Source organism: Bacillus sp. FSL R5-0576 (assembly GCF_038004765.1).
In the GTDB taxonomy this organism is placed as follows: Bacteria; Bacillota; Bacilli; order Bacillales; family Bacillaceae; genus Bacillus; species Bacillus subtilis.
On the sequence record NZ_JBBORU010000001.1, the window covers coordinates 220334 to 242441 of the forward strand.

General features: G+C 45.6%; 21 protein-coding genes. 15 read left to right on the forward strand and 6 right to left on the reverse strand.

The features are described 5' to 3' along the window. Nucleotides 1–43: 43 nt before the first annotated feature. Both NX903_RS01195 and NX903_RS01200 read left to right on the forward strand, forming a co-directional pair. Nucleotides 44–1009 carry an L-lactate dehydrogenase gene (locus NX903_RS01195; RefSeq protein WP_003234685.1) on the forward strand — a complete coding sequence of 322 codons (966 nt, stop codon included), beginning with the start codon at nt 44–46 and terminating at the stop codon, nt 1007–1009. A 31-nt stretch (nt 1010–1040) separates the two neighbouring features. Further along, the gene (locus NX903_RS01200) at nt 1041–2666 is read left to right on the forward strand and encodes an L-lactate permease (protein ID WP_038427334.1); all 1626 of its coding nucleotides are present in this window, start codon (nt 1041–1043) and stop codon (nt 2664–2666) included. Nucleotides 2667–2709: 43 nt separating this feature from the next. Here NX903_RS01200 and bmr3 read toward each other — a convergent pair whose 3' ends face one another. Next, nucleotides 2710–4248: a multidrug efflux MFS transporter Bmr3 gene (bmr3, locus tag NX903_RS01205; protein ID WP_049140249.1), complete on the reverse strand. Its 1539-nt coding sequence runs from the start codon at nt 4246–4248 to the stop codon at nt 2710–2712. A 112-nt stretch (nt 4249–4360) separates the two neighbouring features. Between bmr3 and NX903_RS01210 the strand changes: the two genes are divergently transcribed. The 3 genes from NX903_RS01210 to NX903_RS01220 all read left to right on the forward strand — a co-directional run bounded on the left by NX903_RS01210 (nt 4361) and on the right by NX903_RS01220 (nt 6359). Next, complete coding sequence (locus NX903_RS01210; RefSeq protein WP_003246360.1) at nt 4361–4825, forward strand: MarR family transcriptional regulator; 465 nt, start codon at nt 4361–4363, stop codon at nt 4823–4825. Nucleotides 4826–4898: 73 nt separating this feature from the next. Beyond that, nucleotides 4899–5528, forward strand: a complete 630-nt coding sequence (locus NX903_RS01215; RefSeq protein WP_003246469.1) for a LysE family translocator — start codon at nt 4899–4901, stop codon at nt 5526–5528. Nucleotides 5529–5597: 69 nt separating this feature from the next. Then, nucleotides 5598–6359 (forward strand): YqcI/YcgG family protein, encoded by a 762-nt coding sequence (locus NX903_RS01220; RefSeq protein ID WP_032724882.1) that lies wholly within the window; start codon nt 5598–5600, stop codon nt 6357–6359. 1 nt (nt 6360) lies between these two features. On the opposite strand, the gene NX903_RS01225 is transcribed toward NX903_RS01220, so the two are convergent. Continuing rightward, nucleotides 6361–7701, reverse strand: a complete 1341-nt coding sequence (locus NX903_RS01225) for an amino acid permease (RefSeq protein ID WP_086343426.1) — start codon at nt 7699–7701, stop codon at nt 6361–6363. 129 nt (nt 7702–7830) lie between these two features. On the opposite strand from NX903_RS01225, the gene NX903_RS01230 reads away from it, so the two are divergent. Further along, on the forward strand, nt 7831–8427 hold the full coding sequence (locus tag NX903_RS01230; RefSeq protein ID WP_003246345.1) for a DUF1989 domain-containing protein: 597 nt from the start codon (nt 7831–7833) through the stop codon (nt 8425–8427). A gap of 129 nt (nt 8428–8556) precedes the next feature. Continuing rightward, nucleotides 8557–9375: an ammonia-dependent NAD(+) synthetase gene (gene nadE, locus NX903_RS01235; protein ID WP_003246440.1), complete on the forward strand. Its 819-nt coding sequence runs from the start codon at nt 8557–8559 to the stop codon at nt 9373–9375. Between the two features lie 49 nt (nt 9376–9424). Here nadE and tmrB read toward each other — a convergent pair whose 3' ends face one another. Then, a complete protein-coding gene (gene tmrB / locus NX903_RS01240) occupies nt 9425–10018 on the reverse strand; it encodes a tunicamycin resistance ATP-binding TmrB (protein WP_029317205.1) in 594 nt (197 codons plus the stop codon). Between the two features lie 277 nt (nt 10019–10295). Between tmrB and NX903_RS01245 the strand changes: the two genes are divergently transcribed. Then, complete coding sequence (locus NX903_RS01245; RefSeq protein ID WP_019712415.1) at nt 10296–10856, forward strand: shikimate kinase; 561 nt, start codon at nt 10296–10298, stop codon at nt 10854–10856. Nucleotides 10857–10883: 27 nt separating this feature from the next. Here NX903_RS01245 and NX903_RS01250 read toward each other — a convergent pair whose 3' ends face one another. Further along, nucleotides 10884–11645: a class I SAM-dependent methyltransferase gene (locus NX903_RS01250; protein ID WP_086343427.1), complete on the reverse strand. Its 762-nt coding sequence runs from the start codon at nt 11643–11645 to the stop codon at nt 10884–10886. A 117-nt stretch (nt 11646–11762) separates the two neighbouring features. On the opposite strand from NX903_RS01250, the gene NX903_RS01255 reads away from it, so the two are divergent. The 7 genes from NX903_RS01255 (at nt 11763) to putR (ending at nt 20229) form a co-directional block, all read left to right on the forward strand. Then, entirely contained in the window at nt 11763–12737 is a 975-nt protein-coding gene (locus NX903_RS01255) for a LysR family transcriptional regulator (protein WP_086343428.1), read from the forward strand. A 71-nt stretch (nt 12738–12808) separates the two neighbouring features. Beyond that, nucleotides 12809–13765, forward strand: a complete 957-nt coding sequence (gene cah, locus NX903_RS01260; RefSeq protein WP_024572106.1) for a cephalosporin C deacetylase — start codon at nt 12809–12811, stop codon at nt 13763–13765. An 83-nt stretch (nt 13766–13848) separates the two neighbouring features. Next, nucleotides 13849–14631, forward strand: coding sequence for a nucleotidyltransferase domain-containing protein (locus tag NX903_RS01265; protein WP_015252861.1), 783 nt, complete (start codon nt 13849–13851; stop codon nt 14629–14631). A gap of 189 nt (nt 14632–14820) precedes the next feature. Beyond that, complete coding sequence (putB, locus tag NX903_RS01270; RefSeq protein WP_003246421.1) at nt 14821–15732, forward strand: proline dehydrogenase PutB; 912 nt, start codon at nt 14821–14823, stop codon at nt 15730–15732. 16 nt (nt 15733–15748) lie between these two features. Continuing rightward, complete coding sequence (gene pruA / locus NX903_RS01275; RefSeq protein WP_086343429.1) at nt 15749–17296, forward strand: L-glutamate gamma-semialdehyde dehydrogenase; 1548 nt, start codon at nt 15749–15751, stop codon at nt 17294–17296. Nucleotides 17297–17386: 90 nt separating this feature from the next. Continuing rightward, complete coding sequence (gene putP, locus NX903_RS01280; protein WP_072173908.1) at nt 17387–18841, forward strand: sodium/proline symporter PutP; 1455 nt, start codon at nt 17387–17389, stop codon at nt 18839–18841. 152 nt (nt 18842–18993) lie between these two features. Then, entirely contained in the window at nt 18994–20229 is a 1236-nt protein-coding gene (gene putR / locus NX903_RS01285; RefSeq protein ID WP_003234651.1) for a proline utilization transcriptional regulator PutR, read from the forward strand. A gap of 36 nt (nt 20230–20265) precedes the next feature. Here putR and NX903_RS01290 read toward each other — a convergent pair whose 3' ends face one another. Together NX903_RS01290 and NX903_RS01295 are read right to left on the reverse strand one after the other, a co-directional pair. Beyond that, nucleotides 20266–21123 (reverse strand): TIGR03943 family putative permease subunit, encoded by an 858-nt coding sequence (locus NX903_RS01290; RefSeq protein ID WP_015252860.1) that lies wholly within the window; start codon nt 21121–21123, stop codon nt 20266–20268. Between the two features lie 4 nt (nt 21124–21127). After that, entirely contained in the window at nt 21128–22012 is an 885-nt protein-coding gene (locus tag NX903_RS01295; RefSeq protein ID WP_010886400.1) for a permease, read from the reverse strand. Nucleotides 22013–22108: the final 96 nt, after the last annotated feature.

Here is a 22108-nt window from a genome sequence, read left to right on the forward strand (position 1 = left end):
ACAAAAAGACATCAAAGAGAAACATACCCTGGAAGGATGATTAATGATGAACAAACATGTAAATAAAGTAGCTTTAATCGGAGCGGGTTTTGTTGGAAGCAGTTATGCATTTGCGTTAATTAACCAAGGGATCACAGATGAGCTTGTGGTCATTGATGTAAATAAAGAAAAAGCAATGGGCGATGTGATGGATTTAAACCACGGAAAGGCGTTTGCGCCACAACCGGTCAAAACATCTTACGGAACATATGAAGACTGCAAGGATGCTGATATTGTCTGCATTTGCGCAGGAGCAAACCAAAAACCTGGTGAGACACGCCTTGAATTAGTAGAAAAGAACTTGAAGATTTTCAAAGGCATCGTTAGTGAAGTCATGGCGAGCGGATTTGACGGCATTTTCTTAGTCGCGACAAATCCGGTTGATATCCTGACTTACGCAACATGGAAATTCAGCGGCCTGCCAAAAGAGCGGGTGATCGGAAGCGGCACAACACTAGATTCTGCGAGATTCCGTTTCATGCTGAGCGAATACTTTGGCGCAGCGCCTCAAAACGTGCACGCGCATATTATCGGAGAGCACGGCGACACAGAGCTTCCTGTTTGGAGTCACGCGAATGTCGGCGGTGTGCCGGTCAGTGAACTCGTTGAGAAAAACGATGCGTACAAACAAGAGGAGCTGGACCAAATTGTAGATGATGTGAAAAACGCAGCTTACCATATCATTGAGAAAAAAGGCGCGACTTATTATGGGGTTGCGATGAGTCTTGCTCGCATTACAAAAGCCATTCTTCATAATGAAAACAGCATATTAACTGTCAGCACATATTTGGACGGGCAATACGGTGCAGATGACGTGTACATCGGTGTGCCGGCTGTCGTGAACCGCGGAGGGATCGCAGGTATCACTGAGCTGAACTTAAATGAGAAAGAAAAAGAACAGTTCCTTCACAGCGCCGGCGTCCTTAAAAACATTTTAAAACCTCATTTTGCAGAACAAAAAGTCAACTAACCGCAACTTTAGAGTAAAGGGCTGATTGTCAATGTGGGAGCAGTTGTATGATCCGTTTGGAAACGAGTATGTGAGCGCACTTGTGGCGCTCACTCCGATTCTCTTTTTTCTTTTGGCTTTAACTGTTTTGAAAATGAAAGGCATTCTTGCGGCATTTCTTACCCTAGCCGTCAGTTTCTTCGTCTCCGTTTTGGCATTTCATATGCCGGTTGAAAAAGCGATTTCTTCTGTTTTGTTAGGAATCGGGAGCGGGCTGTGGCCCATTGGCTACATCGTCCTGATGGCGGTGTGGCTGTATAAAATCGCAGTGAAAACCGGGAAATTTACCATTATTCGGTCCAGCATTGCCGGCATTTCGCCTGACCAACGATTACAGCTATTATTAATTGGTTTTTGTTTTAACGCGTTTTTAGAAGGCGCGGCCGGTTTTGGTGTTCCGATTGCGATTAGTGCGGCGCTGCTCGTCGAACTTGGTTTTAAACCGTTGAAAGCGGCGGCGCTCTGCTTGATTGCAAACGCCGCCTCCGGAGCCTTTGGGGCGATCGGGATTCCTGTCATCACAGGGGCGCAGATTGGTGATTTGTCTGCTCTTGAGCTGTCACGGACATTAATGTGGACACTGCCGATGATCTCATTTTTAATACCATTCCTGCTTGTATTCTTATTAGACCGAATGAAAGGAATCAAACAGACATGGCCCGCTCTTCTGGTTGTGAGCGGTGGGTATACAGCGGTTCAGACACTGACAATGGCGGTGCTCGGGCCGGAATTAGCAAACATTTTGGCGGCCTTATTCAGCATGGGCGGGCTTGCCCTCTTCCTCCGCAAATGGCAGCCGAAAGAGATTTACCGCGAGGAAGGGGCCGGCGATGCTGGTGAGAAAAAGGCATACCGTGCCGCTGACATTGCGAAAGCGTGGTCTCCTTTCTACATTTTAACTGCGGCGATCACCATCTGGAGCCTTCCTGCCTTCAAAGCGCTTTTCCAAGAAGGCGGGCTGTTATATCAATCAACGCTCCTGTTCAAAATGCCTTTTCTGCATCAGCAAATTATGAAAATGCCGCCGATTGCGCCATCTGCCATGCCGTTAGATGCAGTCTTTAAAGTTGATCTGCTGTCAGCGACTGGTACAGCGATTTTAGCGGCGGTCATCGTGACAGGGCTGTTCAGCAAAAAGTTCTCCTCCCGGGATGCCTTTGCTTCCCTGAAGGAGACAGGAAAAGAGCTGTGGGTGCCGATTATGACGATCTGCTTCGTGATGGGGTTTGCCAATCTGGCCAACTTCGCAGGGCTCAGCTCTTCAATTGGGTTAGCATTGGCGAAAACAGGAGACCTGTTCCCGTTTGTCAGTCCTGTTCTTGGCTGGATTGGCGTGTTCATCACCGGTTCTGTTGTCAGCAATAACGCTTTGTTCGGCCATTTGCAGGTTGTCACCGGAGCGCAAATCGGTGCGGGTTCAGACTTGCTGTTAGCCGCAAATACGGCGGGCGGTGTCATGGCGAAACTTGTTTCTCCTCAATCTATCGCCATCGCTGCAGCAGCGGTAGGCCAAACAGGCAAGGAATCTAAACTGTTTAAAAGGACAGTGGCGTACAGCCTGATTCTGTTATTGATCATTTGTATATGGACGTTTATTCTTGCAAGGTTAGGAGTGTAATAGAAAAAAGCAGTACATGCCCAGCATGTACTGCTTTTTTATGTTAATTTGCTTTCTTTGTCATTTCGGCTGTTGTTTTCACTCTGGCTTTTCCCATAAATAAAATGGTAACCGCCGCGAGGACAATTGGAATCAAAGCGAGCAAAAAGACATACGTAATACTTGATGACATCGCGTCAATAATGCGATTCAGGATCGCATCAGGAATCTGGGAACGTGTTCCCGCTTGGAATATCTCCTGCGGGTCGCCAATATTTTGCGTAGCACCTGATCCCGCTGAGCCTTTCATACCGCTGAAGGCGTCGCTCAGCTTGTTCGTGAATACGTTTGTTTGCACCGTTCCGAAAATGGTGACGCCTAAGGTCATGCCAAATGATCGCAAAAATGAATTTGTAGAGTTTGCCGTTCCCCGAAAGCGAGGTTCAAGATCATTCATCGATGCCGCCGGCAGCAGGGAGAAGTTAAAGCCTACACCAAAGCCTGAAATCATCATAAAGACTGTCAGCCATACCCGTGCTGTGTCAGGCGTCATATTGGAAAGAAGCAGCATGCCGATAAAGAAAGCTATAACAGATATCAGCATCAAATTGCGGAAGCTTGCCTTCGTTTGGAAGATTCCGCCGATCATGCTTCCGATGACTGATCCAATCATCATCGGCGTCAGAATGAAGCCCGCGCTTGTCGCCGAGCTGCCGTAGACCGCCTGAACGAAAATCGGAATAAATACCGCTAAAATAATAAATGTTCCGCCATACAGGAAAGCGAGAATCTGTGCTGTGGCAAACAAGCGGTTCTTAAACATCCAGAAAGAAATAATCGGTTCTTCTGCTTTTCTCTCCACAATAAAAAAGGCAATGAAGAAAACGGCGAATACAATAAACAGCCCGATGATCTGAATGGAATTCCAATCGTATGTTTTGCCGCCAAGCTCAAGGGCGAACATCAGGCATACAATGGATACGACTAAGGTAATCGCGCCGCCCCAGTCTATTTTCTGCTTTCTGTGCTCCAGAGATTCTTTGTAGTAGCGAATAATGAAAAACAATGACAATGCGCCGATCGGCACATTGATGTAAAACACCCAGTGCCAGCTGATCGAATCTGTAATGATCGCGCCTAAGAGCGGACCAAGAACACTGGATAATCCAAATACAGCACCGAACATGCCGGACATTTTTCCGCGTTTTTCCGGCGGAAACAAATCAAAGATAATGGTAAAGGCAATCGGCAGGAGCGCGCCGCCTCCGATCCCTTGAATGGCCCGGAAGATGATCAGCTGATTCATCGTCTGGGCAATCCCGCATAAAGCAGAACCGATTAAGAAAAAAATAAGTCCAAACAGGAAAAAACGTTTTCGGCCGTACATATCGGAAAGCTTGCCGTAAATCGGCATGCCAGCCATGACCGCCACCATATAGGATGCCGTCACCCAGGCAAATTTATCGAAGCTTCCAAGATCGGCTACGATATTGCCCATCGCGGTGGCAACAATCGTATTGTCCATTGCAGACATCAAGATGCCCAGCAGGAGACCGAGGACCACAAATTTGGTGGAAGCCTGTTTTGCTGTTGTTGTGTCCATTTGTTCTACCTCCTCTTACTTTTCTATGTAAGTTCTGATATCATGATAATAGTTTGATTGTTGAATATCTCGATTATCAAGATAAACTCGATTTTATAGGGAGGACTGTCAGTTGTCAACAAGAAATTCCAGAAGTGAGTTGGAAAAGACTGCTGTTCAGCTTTTTCGAAAACTGGGCACAAGAACGGTTCTGTTTCATCAGGCAGCCGCTCAAGCTCTCGGTCTGTTTCCCACCGATTTGAAATCAGCTGACATCTTAAATGAAGCAGGTCCGATGACGGCCGGAGAGCTGGGGAAAAAAACCGGCCTCAGCACGGGTTCCGTCACGGCGCTTGTTGACCGGCTGGAAAAAGCGGGGTATGTGGCTCGTGAAAAGGACCCGAACGATCGCAGGAGAGTCGTAATCGTCCCTTTGACTGCTTCGAAAAAACATATAAAGGATTTGTTCCGTCCTCTGTCTGAGTCAACGATGGATTTGTGCCGCGAATATACGGAGGAGGAGCTGGAACTCATTTTCAGTTTTGTAGGCAAAGCCGCCGATATTATGGAGGAAGAGCTTGAACGTCTGAAACAGTAAGTGAATTTGTGCATAGCTTGGCCCGTTCCCGAATAAATTGTACAAGTTACATAAGAGAAGGGAGTACGGGCCGGTGAACATTTTTTTGAGCTATATTGTGCTGGGACTGTCCTTGTCTGCGCCTGTGGGGCCAGTGAATGCGGCGCAAATAGACAAAGGAATTAAAAACGGTTTTTGGCATGCATGGATTTTCGGTTTAGGCGCCATGACAGCGGATGGGCTGTACATGCTTTTTATCTATTTCGGGCTGTCGCAGTTCTTGACCGCTCCATTTGTGAAAACGTTTTTGTGGCTGTTCGGCTTTTTTGTCCTGACCTATACCGGAATTGAAACGCTGAAAAACGTCAGAGAACCGATGGATGTGCGAAGCTCGCGGGGGAAACCGTCATACAGGAAAACATTCGCATCGGGTTTTCTCATTTCATTGTCAAACCCATTGAGCATCCTTTTTTGGCTTGGAATTTACGGAAGCATTCTTGCGAAAACAGCAGAGGCCTACAATATGAATCAGCTTCTAATCTATAGCTCCGGCATCATGATCGGCATTTTAATCTGGGATTTCTGCATGGCTATCACAGCCAGTACGTTCAGAAACCTGCTTCATGAAAAGCTATTGAGAGGATTGACCGGAATCGCCGGTGTATCCCTCCTCGTGTTTGGCTTTTACTTTGGTTATCAGGGCATCAAACAGTTATTGGGCTGATTCTTGAAGGACAGTCACCTGCCGCTTCCAGTTTTAATATAGTATCCAGATGATACTGGAGGTGGATCAATGGTGAATGGGATTTACACCAAAAGTTTTCTGGAACGTATTCAGGAAGAGCTTCCTGAATGGCAAAGAATCGCTTTTGAGCTGCTGGCAGAAACTCTGGCGGACGATGCGGATACGTTTCCGTGCATTCCCGGACGCCAGGCGTTTCTGACTGATCAGCTTCGGATTGCTTTTGCCGGAGATCCGCGGGAAAACCGTACAGCGGAGGAACTGGCTCCGTTGCTTGCGGAGTACGGCAAGATATCGCGGGACACGGGAAAATACGCATCCCTCGTTGTGTTGTTTGATACACCGGAAGATTTGGCGGAGCATTATTCGATTGAAGCGTATGAAGAGCTGTTTTGGCGCTTTTTAAATAGACTGAGTCATCAAGACGAAAAAGAATGGCCGGAAGATATTCCGGCCGATCCCGAGCATTATAAATGGGAGTTTTGTTTTGACGGCGAGCCGTATTTCATTCTGTGCGCTACACCGGGGCACGAGGCAAGAAGAAGCCGGAGCTTTCCTTTTTTTATGATCACGTTTCAGCCAAGGTGGGTGTTTGATGACCTAAATGGATCTACTGCATTTGGCCGTAACATGAGCAGGCTGATCCGATCTCGTTTAGAGGCCTATGATCAGGCTCCGATTCACCCGCAATTAGGCTGGTACGGAGGAAAGGATAATCGTGAATGGAAGCAGTATTTCCTCCGTGATGACGAAAAACAGGTATCGAAGTGCCCGTTTTCTTATTTAAAGAACATGTTCAACAAAATGAAATAAATCAAGGACTGGCAGGGCGATCTTTATGACCCTGCTTTTTTTGATAGATCATGGTAACGATGGCGATGATCACGAGAAAACCTATGCTGACGAAAAAACCGGGCCGGCTTGATTTTTCAAATAATGTACCGGACACAGCTACAGCAATCAGAACCATCGCTAAATAAATTTGCGTTTTTCCCATGCCCTCGGGATCAGTCAGCTTTTTGCTGGAGAACAGGATAAACAGCCAAGTGTATAAAAGCATAAGCCCCGCAGCTGTTGTCATATGCTCATAAATGTTTTTAGGCAGCACTAACGACAGAATAATGGAGAGGACAAGCCCCGCAAACGTCAGCCCAAGTGCCGGCCAGCATATTTTTTTGCCTTCCTTTAGAGTAAAGCATTTCGGCGCGTCGCCGTCATCAGCCATTGTACAAAGCAATGTCGTAACGGCAAAAAGCGAAGCGACAAGGGTCGAGAACCCGGCGATGATGAAAATCCCGTTAAATATATCAAGGATGATCTCAAGGTTATATCCTTTTAATGATGTAATGAACGGACTGTCCTGTTCAGTAAACGCGTGTAACGGAACCAAAAGCAGAGCAAGCCCGATTGAAATGATATAAATAATCGCCAGCGTCGCCAGCATCAGTTTCCCTGATTTAGACGCTTCCTCAGGTTTTTTTAAGTGAACCGCCATCAGCCCCATGACCTCAATTCCGCCAAAAGCGTAAAACGCGTAGATTAAACCTGTCCATAGCCCCATGGCGCCGTATGGGAAAAACTCACTCGTCTTATTTGGAACATGTATGCCATGGTTTCCGCCGGACAGGATACCGCATAAAGCCAGGATGGCAATGACAATAAACATAAAAATAGCAGCTGTTTTAATGACTGCCAGCACGTTTTCTGTTTTTTCAAAGACGGACAGGCCGGTGAAAATAATAAGGAGCCCCAGTACTGCGTAGATTGAGGCAAACACCCATAGCGGCACTTGAGGAAACCAATGCTTCGTAAATAGCGAAATGGCTGTCAGCTGGCTTCCGGTAATCAGCATTTCTGATGACCAGTACACCCAGCCGTTGCTGAAGCCTGCCCATTTGCCGAATGCTTTTCGGGCATACGCACAAAACGATCCTTTTTCCGGTTGCTTCGCCGAAAGCTTGGCGAGCTGTTCAAAGACAAAATACGTACCGATCCCTGCGATCAGAAATGAAAGGAGAACGGAAAAACCGCTTTTTACAATTGCGATGCTGGAACCGAGAAAGAAGCCTGTTCCAATCGTGCAGCCGACTCCGATCAGTGACAGCTGCCACCAAGCCAGATTCCCTTTTGGCTGGTCTTTTTTTGTTTGGCTCATTATTTATTCAACCCCTTTTATCTAAGGTTAGATTGTGATCTGTCCGAAGCTTATATACATCGGATTTTTGCCTCTTTTTACATGGAGAAGGAAGCGGACGCTCATACTAATGAAAAAAGGAGCAAACCAATGACACAGCAATATATTGTGGAGCCGAAAAAAGGGCTTGGGCTGAAGCTGAAAAAGGGGCAGATTTTAAAGGTGGTTGATGTAGAAGGGCAGCAGGTGGCTGATTTTGTCGCATACCATGCCAAGGATTTTTATGAACACCTTGATCAGGGAGCGACGATAGACGCCAATCACTCCATTCATGTGAAGGTCAACGACCATCTCTACTCCAACCTGTATAAGCCGATGCTAACCCTGATTGAAGATACGGTCGGCAAGCATGATCTGCTGCTGCCCGCCTGCCGTCCTGATATGAACAGGCTCTTATATGGGAAGCAAAAGGATGAGTTTCAGGATACGTGCTATGACAATATGAACCGTGCGCTTGAGCAGTTTGGCGTACCGAAGCCTCACATGCATTATCCATTTGCGATTTTTATGAATACTGTCCTTGATGAGAAAGGGAATCTGTCTGTGGAAACGCCGCTTTCGAATGCCGGAGATTATGTAAGGCTCAGGGCGGAGATGGATTTAATTGTCGCGTTTTCTTCCTGCCCGATTGAAAAAGGGAAATGCAATGGCGACAGTGTGACATCCATACGGGTTGAAGTCAGCTGATCTCTCTTGTTCACTGTGAATGAAGACCTGTGCTATATTTAATAGGGATACATAACAGTCATGATTCATTTTCATTGATTTGGGGAAATGATCAGTAACAAGGGAAAATGTACAGGAGGAATGATTGGGATGAGCATGCAGGAAAAGATTATGCGTGAGTTACATGTGAAGCCCTCAATTGATCCAAAGCAAGAAATTGAGGACCGAGTCAATTTTTTAAAACAATATGTAAAGAAAACCGGTGCTAAAGGCTTTGTATTGGGAATCAGCGGGGGCCAGGATTCAACACTTGCGGGAAGACTCGCTCAGCTTGCGGTGGAGAGCATTCGCGAAGAGGGCGGAGACGCTCAATTTATCGCGGTCCGTCTTCCGCATGGCACACAGCAGGATGAAGACGATGCCCAGCTTGCTTTGAAGTTTATTAAGCCGGATAAATCATGGAAGTTTGATATTAAATCGACAGTCAGCGCTTTTTCTGATCAGTATCAGCAGGAAACAGGCGATCAGCTGACTGACTTTAATAAAGGAAACGTAAAAGCAAGAACAAGAATGATCGCGCAATACGCGATCGGCGGCCAGGAAGGCCTGCTTGTGTTAGGAACAGACCATGCTGCTGAAGCAGTGACTGGTTTCTTTACGAAGTACGGTGACGGCGGAGCAGACCTCCTGCCGCTGACAGGATTGACGAAGCGCCAGGGAAGAACCCTGCTGAAAGAGCTGGGTGCACCGGAACGCTTATACTTAAAAGAACCGACTGCCGATTTGCTCGACGAAAAACCGCAGCAGTCGGATGAAACAGAGCTTGGCATTTCCTACGACGAGATTGACGATTACCTCGAAGGAAAAGAAGTATCAGCGAAAGTATCAGAAGCGCTGGAAAAACGCTACAGCATGACTGAACATAAACGCCAGGTTCCGGCGTCTATGTTTGATGACTGGTGGAAATAAGTTGAAGAAAGCCCGCTCTCGGAGCGGGCTTTTGTCGTGTACAGAAGCTTTATTTGATGCGGATATGATTCAGCTTTACCATTAATCTGTCGGTGAACCTTCGGAGGCTGCCTCTCGTATCAGGATCTAATGGAAGTTCGGCTCTCGCGGCAATGTTCTCTGCCACATCCTGAATCGACAGGTTGTCTGTTTGAATGTGGTCCTCAAAAATAGGTGATGATAAGCCTTCAACGCAGCGGTCAATTTGTTTGGCGGCCCAGGAGTTTTTTCCTTCTGCTCTGGTGCGCAGTCTTTTTAACAAGGTTTCCTTTGAAGCCATTAATGTAAAGTGGTGAACGATCCTCCCTTCATGTCTGAGCCTGCCGATGATCTCATTGAAGTATTCAGGATGTACAATCGTCATGGGCACAATAATGATGCCGCGGTATGTATCTGTCAGAGAAGCTAGCAAACTGTAATTGAACGCCCGCCATAAAGGATAGCTTTGAAAATCGTCCTTTGCGATCTCCTGCGGCACCATGGAGCGCAGCGCAAAACCCATTTTCTCGGGATCATACACGTAAGATGGTTTCAGCCTTCTGTGCAGTTCGAAAGCTGTTTGTGTTTTTCCGGAACCGAATGCCCCGTTTATCCAAATGATCATCGCCATTTCTCCCTTCCTATTTATCATACAGAAAAAGACCCTTCCATCGAAGAGTCAGCTGGAAAAACAATAAAGGCAGAAGGTTTTAATGCTTTTTTGCGTCGAAGTATTAAAATACCTGCAGAAATGTTGTACAATGAATGTCATTCAGGCAAAAATGGCTAAACAACAAAGCGCACTATAAGCTTGACCGGTAAAGCCGGTATCTATATAAATATTCGCTAAATAAGCATATAATGAATATATAATTTCATTCCTTAGGAGGATTTCGCCGAAGATGAACGCTAAACGAGCCATCCCAGTAAGAGAAAGAAATATCGTCCTGATCGGATTCATGGGTGTAGGAAAAACAACAATCGGCCAATTGGTCGCTAAAAAATTATATAGAGATTTTATTGATATTGACCAAGAGATCGAAAAGGATTTCAATATGACAATTCCTGAGATATTTGAGAAAAAGGGAGAAGACTTTTTCCGGAAAACGGAGAAGGAATATATTTTAGACATCTGCCATCATAAACGATTCAAAATCGTATCTCTGGGCGGGGGCTCTTTTAAACAAGAAGAAATCAGAAATTGCTGTCTGGAAAACTGTCTCGTGCTTCATCTGGACCTGTCATGGGAGAACTGGAAGCAGCGCGCGGATTTATTGATCGAAAGCCGCCCTGTACTGCATAACCGTTCAATGGATGAAATGGAACAGCTGTTTAACGAAAGAAAAGTCATTTATGACAAGCACAATTCAAAAGTGGCAACAGACAACCTTTCCCCGGAAGAGGTTGCCGATTACATTGTTGAGACATTAAAAATTGGCTGGGATCTTTATCAGCCGATGTAAAAAGCCGTGCGCAGCGCACGGCTTTTTTTATCGTTTTATCCCTTGTATCAAAATCGCTTTTAAACAAAAGGAGATGGGCTGTCCGTTTTGGTTCAATGTAATACAGAACGTGTCGCGTGCTTCGTCTGATGCGTGGTTCAAGTGGGCAATGATTTGTTTTTCTCGGTCAGCGGGGGTTCCGCCTCGTTTGATCCAGCTATCGTATTGAATCGGCAAATTCCACTTTTGGATGTCTTGATAGGCCAGTTGATTGGCGCTGAACATCGCCTGCCATTCTGATAATGAGCTTTCTCGAACATGGGAAGGGTCTCGAAGCCGGTTCAAATGATTGACAAACTCATCAAGAATGGGATCTTCAGGCGCGTAATGATCAACTAAGAGAAAACGTCCGTCCTGTTTCAGTACGCGTGCAATCTCGCTGACAGCTTTGCGGACATCTGAAAAATGGTGGGCTGCGTATCGGCAGGTGATGATGTCAAATGAATCGTCGGGGAAGGGGAGTGACTCTGCCGTTCCTTGCTGAAAGCGTACGTTTTCAGCTCCTTTTTCTTGCGCGAAGGAGGACGCAACCTCAACCATCTCTTTCGTCGCATCAACACCGATGCACTCCTGTACATAAGGAGAAAATGCCAGGGCCGTATGGCCGGCGCCCGCTCCTATATCCAGCACTCGATGCTCTGCCCGGCATTCCGCTGTTTTGATCATCAACCCCAAATCTTCCCCCTCGGCAAATACCTTTTCATCCCGATACATCTCGGCGTTTTTAGAAAACGGTGTTTCATTAGTCATTTGAACCAGCTCCTTCTTTTCGTAAATGATGATATGGATTATGTTAGCAATTTCTGTTATGATTCGTCCAAGATATAAAAATGATGAAAATGATAGGTTCAACCTATGGAGGCTGAAATGGATATTAAAGTGATGGAATATGCAGCGGAAATTGCCCGGCGCCAAAGCTTTACAAAGGCGGCGGAACATCTTCATATCGCACAGCCGTCTCTCAGCCAGCAAATCAAAAAGCTTGAGGCTGAGCTGGGGCTTACCCTTTTTCACAGATCCCATAGCTCTGTTACACTGACACCTCACGGCAGGCGTTTCATTGAAAAAGCCGAGGACATCATTCGTTCCAGAGATGATTTGCTTCGGGAAATGCAGGAGCGATCACAGGGAATCGGTCATAAATTATCCATCGGGATTCCTGCTGTAACAGGGAGATATCTCTTTCCCCCGCTGCTGAAGCAGTTTTTGGCGCGCTATCCTCATGTGGAGGTTCAGCTTGTTGAAAAAGATCCGGTTTCATTAGAGGAGATGACGGCAAAGGGAGAAGTTGACCTTTCTGTTTTATCCTTGCCCATCGAGGATGAACGGCTCTCCATTACACCCTTGCTCACGGAACCGGTTGTTCTCGCGGTGCCGAAGGAAAAACAAAGGTGGATGCCGCCGGAATTGGTCGCGCTGATTGAGAAAGCGCTGGAAGAAGATGAGGGACGCCAGCCGTGTGTGCCGATAGACATGGTAAGGAACGTGCCCTTTATTCTGTTAAAAGAAGGCTTCGGCTTTCGCAGGACAGTTCTCGATCTCTGTGCGGAAAGCGGCTTTAAGCCGAATGCTGCCTTTAAGACGAGCCATATTGAAACCGCCCAATCTCTTGTGGCTAACGGATTAGGTGTGACAATGGCACCGAATATGGTCAGAAGGGATAAAGATCCGGGTGTGATCTATTTATCGATTCAATCCGCGCCATCACGAACCCTCGTCTTTGTCTTTTTAAAGAACCGCTATGTCAGTCTGACCGCCCAGGCCTTTATGGAACTAAGCCGGGAAAGTCTTAAACAAACGTTTGATGAATGCTGTCTGGGAAACAAAGATGAAAATATTTAGAAAACAAAGCCGAAACGTGGTAGTATAGGAATACAAACTAAATCTTATAAAACAAAGGGGAATAATCGGAAATGCAACTATTCGATCTGCCGCTCGACCAATTGCAAACATATAAGCCTGAAAAAACAGCACCGAAAGATTTTTCTGAGTTTTGGAAATTGTCTTTGGAGGAACTTGCAAAAGTCCAAGCAGAACCTGATTTACAGCCGGTTGACTATCCTGCTGACGGAGTAAAAGTGTACCGTCTCACATATAAAAGCTTCGAAAACGCCCGGATTACCGGATGGTACGCGGTGCCTGACAAGCAAGGCCCGCATCCGGCGATCGTGAAATATCATGGCTACAATGCAAGCTATGATGGTGAGATTCATGAAATGGTAAACTGGGCACTCCATGGCTACGCCACATTCGGCATGCTTGTCCGCGGCCAGCAGAGCAGCGAGGATACGAGTATTTCACCGCACGGTCACGCTTTGGGCTGGATGACGAAAGGAATTCTTGATAAAGATACATACTATTACCGCGGTGTTTATTTGGACGCCGTCCGCGCGCTTGAGGTCATCAGCAGCTTCGACGAGGTTGACGAAACAAGGATCGGTGTGACAGGAGGAAGCCAAGGCGGAGGTTTAACCATTGCCGCAGCGGCGCTGTCAGACATTCCAAAAGCCGCGGTTGCCGATTATCCTTATTTAAGCAACTTCGAACGGGCCATTGATGTGGCGCTTGAACAGCCGTACCTTGAAATCAATTCCTTCTTCAGAAGAAATGGCAGCCCGGAAACAGAAGTGCAGGCGATGAAGACACTTTCATATTTCGATATTATGAATCTCGCTGACCGAGTGAAGGTGCCTGTCCTGATGTCAATCGGCCTGATTGACAAGGTCACGCCGCCGTCCACCGTGTTTGCCGCCTACAATCATTTGGAAACAGAGAAAGAGCTGAAGGTGTACCGCTACTTCGGACATGAGTATATCCCTGCTTTTCAAACGGAAAAACTTGCTTTCTTTAAGCAGCATCTTAAAGGCTGATAAATGTGAAAAGCCGCCGCATATCATCAGGCGGTTTTTTTCTGCAAACTGCCGGAATGAGAACAGACTGGAGACGAATAGATATGAAGCAAAGAATCATTGATGAATTAAAACGGATCGAGCAGTCATACGGAGTCAAAATCGTGTATGCCGTCGAGTCAGGAAGCCGCGCATGGGGATTTCCCTCGCAGGATAGTGATTACGACGTCCGCTTTATTTATGTGCCGAAAAAGGAGTGGTATTTTTCAATTGAGCAGGAGCGTGATGTCATTGAGGAACCGATTCACGATTTGCTGGATATCAGCGGCTGGGAGCTGAGAAAAACGCTTCGGCTTTTCAAAAAGTCAAACCCTCCGCTCCTCGAATGGCTGTCCTCAGACATTGTGTATTACGAAGCATTTACGACCGCAGAGCAGTTAAGAAAACTGCGCACGGAGGCATTTAAGCCTGAAGCAAGCGTGTATCACTATATCAATATGGCGAGAAGGAACGTCAAGGATTATCTACAAGGACAAGAGGTCAAAATTAAAAAGTACTTCTACGTTCTTCGGCCTATTTTGGCCTGCCAATGGATTGAAAAGCACGGAACCATACCGCCAATGGACTTTACTGTTTTGATGAATGAACTTGTTGCTGAACCCGAGCTGAAGGCTGAAATGGAAACCTTGCTTGAACGGAAAAGAAGAGGAGAAGAGCTTGACCTCGAAGCAAGAATCAATGTTATTCACCAATTCATTGAAACGGAAATCGAAAGAATCATGGAAGCGGCAAAAGAACTGAAGGCAGAGAAAAAAGATATGACACCTGAATTGAACCGTTTGCTTTTGAATACGGTTGAAGAAGTGTGGAAGGATGGAGGAAGCTGATGTTTTTTGTCGCTTCCTTTTCTCCTTTATTCGACAGAATCCCCCCCGACTTTCTAACTATCTGATTGTGGCAAACCCACAAAAATAATCAGAATCTTTGTATTTTGAGAATATTGTGAACGTCGGTTTTGTCCATTTACAATAAACTCATACAAATACTTCTTAGATTGCGGGGTGTTGAGGTTGGAAGTGATCACAAGAGATTTTTTCTTATTTTTATCCAAAAGCGGCTTTCTCAATAAAATGGCGAGGAACTGGGGAAGCCGGGTAGCAGCGGGTAAAATTATCGGCGGGAATGACTTTAACAGTTCAATCCCGACCATTCGACAGCTTAACAGCCAAGGTTTGTCAGTTACTGTCGATCATTTAGGCGAGTTTGTGAACAGCGCCGAGGTCGCACGGGAGCGTACGGAAGAGTGCATTCAAACCATTGCGACCATCGCGGATCAGGAGCTGAACTCACACGTTTCTTTAAAAATGACGTCTTTAGGTTTGGATATAGATATGGATTTGGTGTATGAAAATATGACAAAAATCCTTCAGACGGCCGAGAAACATAAAATCATGGTCACCATTGACATGGAGGACGAAGTCAGATGCCAGAAAACGCTTGATATTTTCAAAGATTTCAGAAAGAAATACGAGCATGTGAGCACAGTGCTGCAAGCCTATCTGTACCGGACGGAAAAAGACATTGACGATTTGGATTCTTTAAACCCGTTCCTTCGCCTTGTAAAAGGAGCTTATAAAGAATCAGAAAAAGTAGCTTTCCCGGAGAAAAGCGATGTCGATGAAAATTACAAAAAAATCATCCGAAAGCAGCTCTTAAACGGTCACTATACAGCGATTGCCACACATGACGACAAAATGATCGACTTTACAAAGCAGCTTGCCAAGGAACATGGCATTGCCAATGACAAGTTTGAATTTCAGATGCTGTACGGCATGCGGTCGCAAACCCAGCTCAGCCTCGTAAAAGAAGGTTATAACATGAGAGTCTACCTGCCATACGGCGAGGATTGGTACGGCTATTTTATGAGACGCCTTGCAGAACGTCCGTCAAACATTGCATTTGCTTTCAAAGGAATGACAAAGAAGTAAAAAAGGAGAGATTATCATGACAACACCTTACAAGCACGAGCCATTCACAAATTTCCAAGATCAAAACAACGTGGAAGCGTTTAAAAAAGCGCTTGCGACAGTAAGCGAATATTTAGGAAAAGACTATCCGCTTGTCATTAACGGCGAGAGAGTGGAAACGGAAGCGAAAATCGTTTCAATCAACCCGGCTGATAAAGAAGAAGTCGTCGGCCGAGTGTCAAAAGCGTCTCAAGAGCACGCTGAGCAAGCGATTCAAGCGGCTGCAAAAGCATTTGAAGAGTGGAGATATACGTCTCCTGAAGAGAGAGCGGCTGTCCTGTTCCGCGCTGCTGCCAAAGTCCGCAGAAGAAAACATGAATTCTCAGCTTTGCTTGTGAAAGAAGCAGGAAAGCCTTGGAACGAGGCGGATGCCGATACGGCTGAAGCGATTGACTTCATGGAGTATTATGCACGCCAAATGATCGAACTGGCAAAAGGCAAACCGGTCAACAGCCGTGAAGGCGAGAAAAACCAATATGTATACACGCCGACTGGAGTGACAGTCGTTATCCCGCCTTGGAACTTCTTGTTTGCGATCATGGCAGGCACAACAGTGGCGCCGATCGTTACTGGAAACACAGTGGTTCTGAAACCTGCGAGTGCTACACCTGTTATTGCAGCAAAATTTGTTGAGGTGCTTGAAGAGTCCGGATTGCCAAAAGGCGTAGTCAACTTTGTTCCGGGAAGCGGAGCGGAAGTAGGCGACTATCTTGTTGACCATCCGAAAACAAGCCTTATCACATTTACGGGATCAAGAGAAGTTGGTACGAGAATTTTCGAACGCGCGGCGAAGGTTCAGCAGGGCCAGCAGCATTTAAAGCGTGTCATCGCTGAAATGGGCGGTAAAGATACGGTTGTTGTTGATGAGGATGCGGACATTGAATTAGCGGCTCAATCGATCTTTACTTCAGCATTCGGCTTTGCGGGACAAAAATGCTCTGCAGGTTCACGTGCAGTTGTTCATGAAAAAGTGTATGATCAAGTATTAGAGCGTGTCATTGAAATTACGGAATCAAAAGTAACAGCTAAACCTGACAGTGCAGATGTTTATATGGGACCTGTCATTGACCAAGGTTCTTATGATAAAATTATGAGCTATATTGAGATTGGAAAACAGGAAGGGCGTTTAGTAAGCGGCGGTACTGGTGATGATTCGAAAGGATACTTCATCAAACCGACGATCTTCGCTGACCTTGATCCGAAAGCAAGACTCATGCAGGAAGAAATTTTCGGACCTGTCGTTGCATTTTGTAAAGTGTCAGACTTTGATGAAGCTTTAGAAGTGGCAAACAATACTGAATATGGTTTGACAGGCGCGGTTATCACAAACAACCGCAAGCACATCGAGCGTGCGAAACAGGAATTCCATGTCGGAAACCTATACTTCAACCGCAACTGTACAGGTGCTATCGTCGGCTACCATCCGTTTGGCGGCTTCAAAATGTCGGGAACGGATTCAAAAGCAGGCGGGCCGGATTACTTGGCTCTGCATATGCAAGCAAAAACAATCAGTGAAATGTTCTAAGCGGGACTAAATGGGCATCCTCCCTGCGGGGGTGTCCATTTCATCCATATACTATAAAAAAGAGGAGGAAGTGCCATAGAAAACACACAGCTGATTATTTCGATTTGTATTTATATGGCGGGAATGCTGCTAATCGGCTACTTTGCTTACAAGCGTACGTCGAATCTGACGGATTACATGCTGGGAGGACGCTCTTTGGGTCCGGCAGTAACCGCTCTCAGTGCCGGCGCTGCCGATATGAGCGGCTGGCTGCTGATGGGGCTTCCGGGTGCCATGTTTTCTACTGGTCTGAGCGGAGTTTGGATTGTGTTCGGACTTTGTCTTGGAGCGTGGGCGAACTGGCTTTACGTCGCACCGCGGCTGAGAACCTATACTGAAAAAGCGGGGAATTCCATTACAATTCCCGGATTCCTGGAAAATCGTTTCGGAGATCAAACAAAGCTTCTCAGACTGTTTTCGGGAATTGTCATTTTAGTCTTTTTCACGTTTTATGTATCGTCCGGCATGGTGTCCGGCGGCGTTTTATTCAACAGCATCTTGGGGATGGATTATCACACCGGCCTGTGGATTGTGACAGGTGTTGTTGTGGCATATACCCTGTTTGGCGGCTTTTTGGCAGTCAGCTGGACAGATTTTGTTCAGGGGATCATTATGTTTGCCGCACTCATTCTTGTGCCGATCGTTACGTTTTTCCACACGGGAGGAGCAGGTGATACAGTTGCTGAAATCCGCTCTGTAGATCCTGATATGTTTAATATTTTCAAAGGAACGAGCGTCCTTGGCATTATTTCTTTGTTTGCCTGGGGGCTGGGATACTTTGGCCAGCCGCATATTATTGTGCGTTTTATGGCGATCACGTCTGTCAAAGAGATCAAAAGAGCGCGCAGAATCGGGATGGGCTGGATGATTTTGTCTGCAGTAGGCGCAGTGCTGACCGGTTTGGGCGGAATCGCTTATTACCATCAGCGGGGCATGACACTGAAGGACCCTGAGACGATTTTTATTCAGTTAGGGAATATCTTGTTCCATCCGATTATCACGGGTTTTCTGATTTCAGCGATTTTGGCCGCGATTATGAGTACAATTTCTTCCCAGCTGCTTGTAACATCAAGCTCTCTGGTAGAAGATTTGTATAAGTCGATGTTCAGACGCTCAGCTTCAGATAAAGAACTGGTGTTTTTAGGCCGTCTGGCTGTTCTGGCTGTTTCAATTGTCGCGTTGGTTCTGGCTTGGGAGAAAAATAACACCATCCTTGGATTGGTCAGCTACGCGTGGGCGGGCTTCGGTGCATCATTCGGGCCGGTTGTACTGCTCAGTCTGTTTTGGAAACGAATGACCAAATGGGGGGCACTCGCCGGCATGATTGTGGGAGCAGCGACTGTAATCATTTGGGCGAATGCCGGTCTTTCGGACTTTCTGTATGAAATGATACCTGGTTTTGCTGCGAGTCTATTATCTGTGTTTTTTGTCAGCATATTGACGCAGGCTCCGTCACAAGCTGTCACAGACCAGTTCAACGACTACCAAGATACAATGTCACAATAAAGATCGAAAGGAGGAGGAAGGGGCTGTCCCTTTTTCCTCTTTTCTCCTTTTAAGCGGCCATTTTTTTCTTTTGGAAACAAACGTATTTTTTTCTATACAAAAAGACCCCGTATGGATATGATTAAAGTAAAAAAAGTATAGGAGAAAAAGGTATGGAAGAGCTTTTAGAGAGAGTTTTTTCATTTTCAGATGTTGATAAACTGATTGATTTTATTAGCTATGAGCTGCAAAAGCCAGTGATACTGGAAAGCGCGGATTTCTTTTTGTTAGCCTATAATTCTTACTATATTAACCATTTTGATTCTGCCAACCAGCAGACTATTTTTTCGAAAAAGTGTCCGGTCCAGATTTTTGAGAGGTTTCTGAAGGACGGAATTATTGAAAAATTGAAAACAGAGCCTGAGCCTTTTCGCGTCAATAAAATTGAAAGCATTGGGTTAAACCAGAGGGTGGTCGTGAGTGCAAAGCACAAAGGGGAAGTCATGGGCTACATCTGGATTCAGGAGCTGGACCAAAATCTGACGGATGAAGAGCTCGACTTTTTGTACGAGACCTCCTTCCATGTCGGGAAAATCATTTATAAAACGAATAAATTGAAACAGGAAAAGGAAGAAAAAGCAGAGGATCTCATCAAACGGGCGATCTATCAGCAATTTACCTCTGAGAAGGAACTCAGACGGGAAGCTGAAAGGATCAACACCGTGCTGCCTTCCATGTTTTCAGTTGTTATCCTGCACGCCGCAAATGGGGATGGGGAAGCGGTAGAGGATTTAAAGGAAAATATCAGGTCGTACCTGAATTTACGGGATAAGGTCAGTCATGTCTTAACGATCGAATCAAATATTGTCATCGTCGTAGCGAGTTTTTCCCAAAAAAGCTCCGTCTCCTCAGCAGCTTCTGAGTTTATTAACAAGCTGTTAACACATTTTCACTTTCAAAAAATACCTACCCCTATTTATATCGGTATCGGAAACGAATATAATCACCTATTAAAACTTGGCAAGAGCTACACAGAAGCACTTGAAGTCATCAAAGCCGCAGAAATCACCGGCAATCAGGAAAACATTCCATATGAATATGCCAAACTCGGCATTTACCGCTATTTAGAAAGCATCGAACAGAAAAATGAATTTTTAGAATACGAGAATAAAGATTTAGCTTTATTAAAAGCGAAAGACGAAGAAAGCAGCACTGAGCTGCTCAAAACCTTGGAAATCTATCTCCTCAACAACTGCAAAACAAAACCAGCGGCAGAACAGCTGTTTATTCACCAAAATACATTGAATTACCGCATCAAACAGATTACTGAGATGACGTCGATCGATTTAAGCGATTTCAGAACGCGGTGCCAGCTCTATCTCGATTTGATGCTGATGAAAAAGAAATAAAAAAGAAACCAGTACTTGTACTGGTTTCGTCTTCACTTAAAATCCTCTGTAAACATACGGATCATCAGGTTTTTTAATGGTATTCCAGTCAGTTACTTTGACGACAGGGAGAGTTGACTTGAATGGCTGGTAATATTCTGAGGCCAGAGTGCCCTTAATGTGAATCCATTCATCATCCTTGATGTCCATGTCCTTCGGAAATTCCACAAGCATCCCGTACACGCCGGAATCAGCGATACAGTGAATGATGCCAAACCTTAATACGAACAGCTGATTTTTGTTAATTGCGTTTCCTTTGTAAGCAAATCCATGGAATTCTATCGTCCGTCCGAGAAATTCACCCGGATAGTTATAGATGGTTTCCATTCCTTTTAGGAAATCGTCATCGGTCAGAGAAATCTCTTTTTTGCTGGAATACTTATTAAACAGCTGTTTCATTTGTTTGTCATAGCTGTCTTGCGCGTAATACAAGCTGGCATCAGGCCGCAAATACTGTGTTTGGGAGTAGTGATCTCCGCTCTCCATCGCCTTAAACGAGAACCCTTTTGTTTTGACAATGGATGAGTCAAGCGTTGCAATCGGGAAGAAGATGCCTGACACCAAAGGAAAAAGAAAAACAACATAAATCAAATAACGCTGATAAAATGGCTTGTTTTGTTCATGGTCATGCTCGTGATCATGGCCGCACCCGCAATCATGGTCATGGTGATGCCCGCTTTTTTCAGGCGACTTGATAAATAGATACGCTTGGACGGCGGTCAGAATAGCCAGCAGGAAGATCGCAATAAAGGACAGATAGGAATATTTCATATTGATATATTTTGTTAGATTTCCTGAGGCATGCAGATGATAAAAGAAAAACGTAAATCCCATCAGCACCAATAGACGAAACACCCAATCACCCCTTTACCAGTAGTGATCCCGCTAAAACAATCACGACAATGTATGTAATCAGCAGGAAAACAAATCGTTTTTTGAAGGCCGCAAGCATCATCAATAGATTCTTAATATCCACCATTGCGCCAAAGACGAGAAAGGCGATTAACGATCCTAATGAAAATGTGCTGCTGAAGGAAGACGCGATGAACGCATCAACTTCTGAACAAAGCGACAGGACAAACGCCAGACCCATCATCACGAGGGAAGAGGATACATCATTCTGCCCGATCGCAAGCAGAGTGGATGTTTTGACATACGTCTGCATAGCGGCTGCGATAAAGGCGCCGATGATTAAATATTTTCCCACGGAGAAAAATTCATCAATGGCATGCCGCAAGGTCCCGCCCAGTTTTTGGAGCAAGGTGCCGTGATGATGATGGTGGTGCCCGGGTTCATCAGGCTTTAAAAGCTGGTTATCCTTAAATTGATAGGATAAGATGACCCCGATGATCAGCGAAACGGCGAGAGCCAGTCCGCCTCTGTAAAAGACAACGCTCCATCTATTCCCGAACGCAATATAAGTAGAAAATAAAACGATAGGATTAATGATAGGCGCGGTCAGCATGAAAGCAACGCCCGCATGCAGAGGAACTCCCTTTAACAGAAGCCGCCTCGTAATCGGGATGATGCCGCATTCGCAGGCGGGAAATAAAACGCCGGCCAGCGCACCGAATAAAACGGCGAGAAAACGGTTTTTCGGCATGATTCTTGCAATCATTTCTTCAGAAACAAACATTTGAATGATTCCGGAAAGTATGACGCCAATCAGAATAAACGGAATGGCTTCTATTAAAATGCTGATAAAAATAGAATTCAGCTGAAGAAAAGATGATTGTGCTGTCACAATAAAACCTCCGCTCATGTTAAGCTGCCTTTCTTATGATACCAGAAAAAAAGGCACTGCTTGTTTGACGGAGGAGGGGAAAGGATCGTTTCACTT

Excerpts from the sequence above, each read along its gene's own strand:
- NX903_RS01195 (WP_003234685.1), top strand. The coding sequence starts at position 44 with ATGATGAACAAACATGTAAATAAAGTAGCTTTAATCGGAGCGGGTTTT.
- NX903_RS01200 (WP_038427334.1), top strand. The coding sequence starts at position 1,041 with ATGTGGGAGCAGTTGTATGATCCGTTTGGAAACGAGTATGTGAGCGCA.
- bmr3 (WP_049140249.1), bottom strand. The coding sequence starts at position 4,248 with ATGGACACAACAACAGCAAAACAGGCTTCCACCAAATTTGTGGTCCTC.
- NX903_RS01220 (WP_032724882.1), top strand. The coding sequence starts at position 5,598 with ATGGTGAATGGGATTTACACCAAAAGTTTTCTGGAACGTATTCAGGAA.
- NX903_RS01225 (WP_086343426.1), bottom strand. The coding sequence starts at position 7,701 with ATGAGCCAAACAAAAAAAGACCAGCCAAAAGGGAATCTGGCTTGGTGG.
- NX903_RS01230 (WP_003246345.1), top strand. The coding sequence starts at position 7,831 with ATGACACAGCAATATATTGTGGAGCCGAAAAAAGGGCTTGGGCTGAAG.
- nadE (WP_003246440.1), top strand. The coding sequence starts at position 8,557 with ATGAGCATGCAGGAAAAGATTATGCGTGAGTTACATGTGAAGCCCTCA.
- tmrB (WP_029317205.1), bottom strand. The coding sequence starts at position 10,018 with ATGATCATTTGGATAAACGGGGCATTCGGTTCCGGAAAAACACAAACA.
- NX903_RS01245 (WP_019712415.1), top strand. The coding sequence starts at position 10,296 with ATGAACGCTAAACGAGCCATCCCAGTAAGAGAAAGAAATATCGTCCTG.
- NX903_RS01250 (WP_086343427.1), bottom strand. The coding sequence starts at position 11,645 with ATGACTAATGAAACACCGTTTTCTAAAAACGCCGAGATGTATCGGGAT.
- NX903_RS01255 (WP_086343428.1), top strand. The coding sequence starts at position 11,763 with ATGGATATTAAAGTGATGGAATATGCAGCGGAAATTGCCCGGCGCCAA.
- cah (WP_024572106.1), top strand. The coding sequence starts at position 12,809 with ATGCAACTATTCGATCTGCCGCTCGACCAATTGCAAACATATAAGCCT.
- NX903_RS01265 (WP_015252861.1), top strand. The coding sequence starts at position 13,849 with ATGAAGCAAAGAATCATTGATGAATTAAAACGGATCGAGCAGTCATAC.
- pruA (WP_086343429.1), top strand. The coding sequence starts at position 15,749 with ATGACAACACCTTACAAGCACGAGCCATTCACAAATTTCCAAGATCAA.
- putR (WP_003234651.1), top strand. The coding sequence starts at position 18,994 with ATGGAAGAGCTTTTAGAGAGAGTTTTTTCATTTTCAGATGTTGATAAA.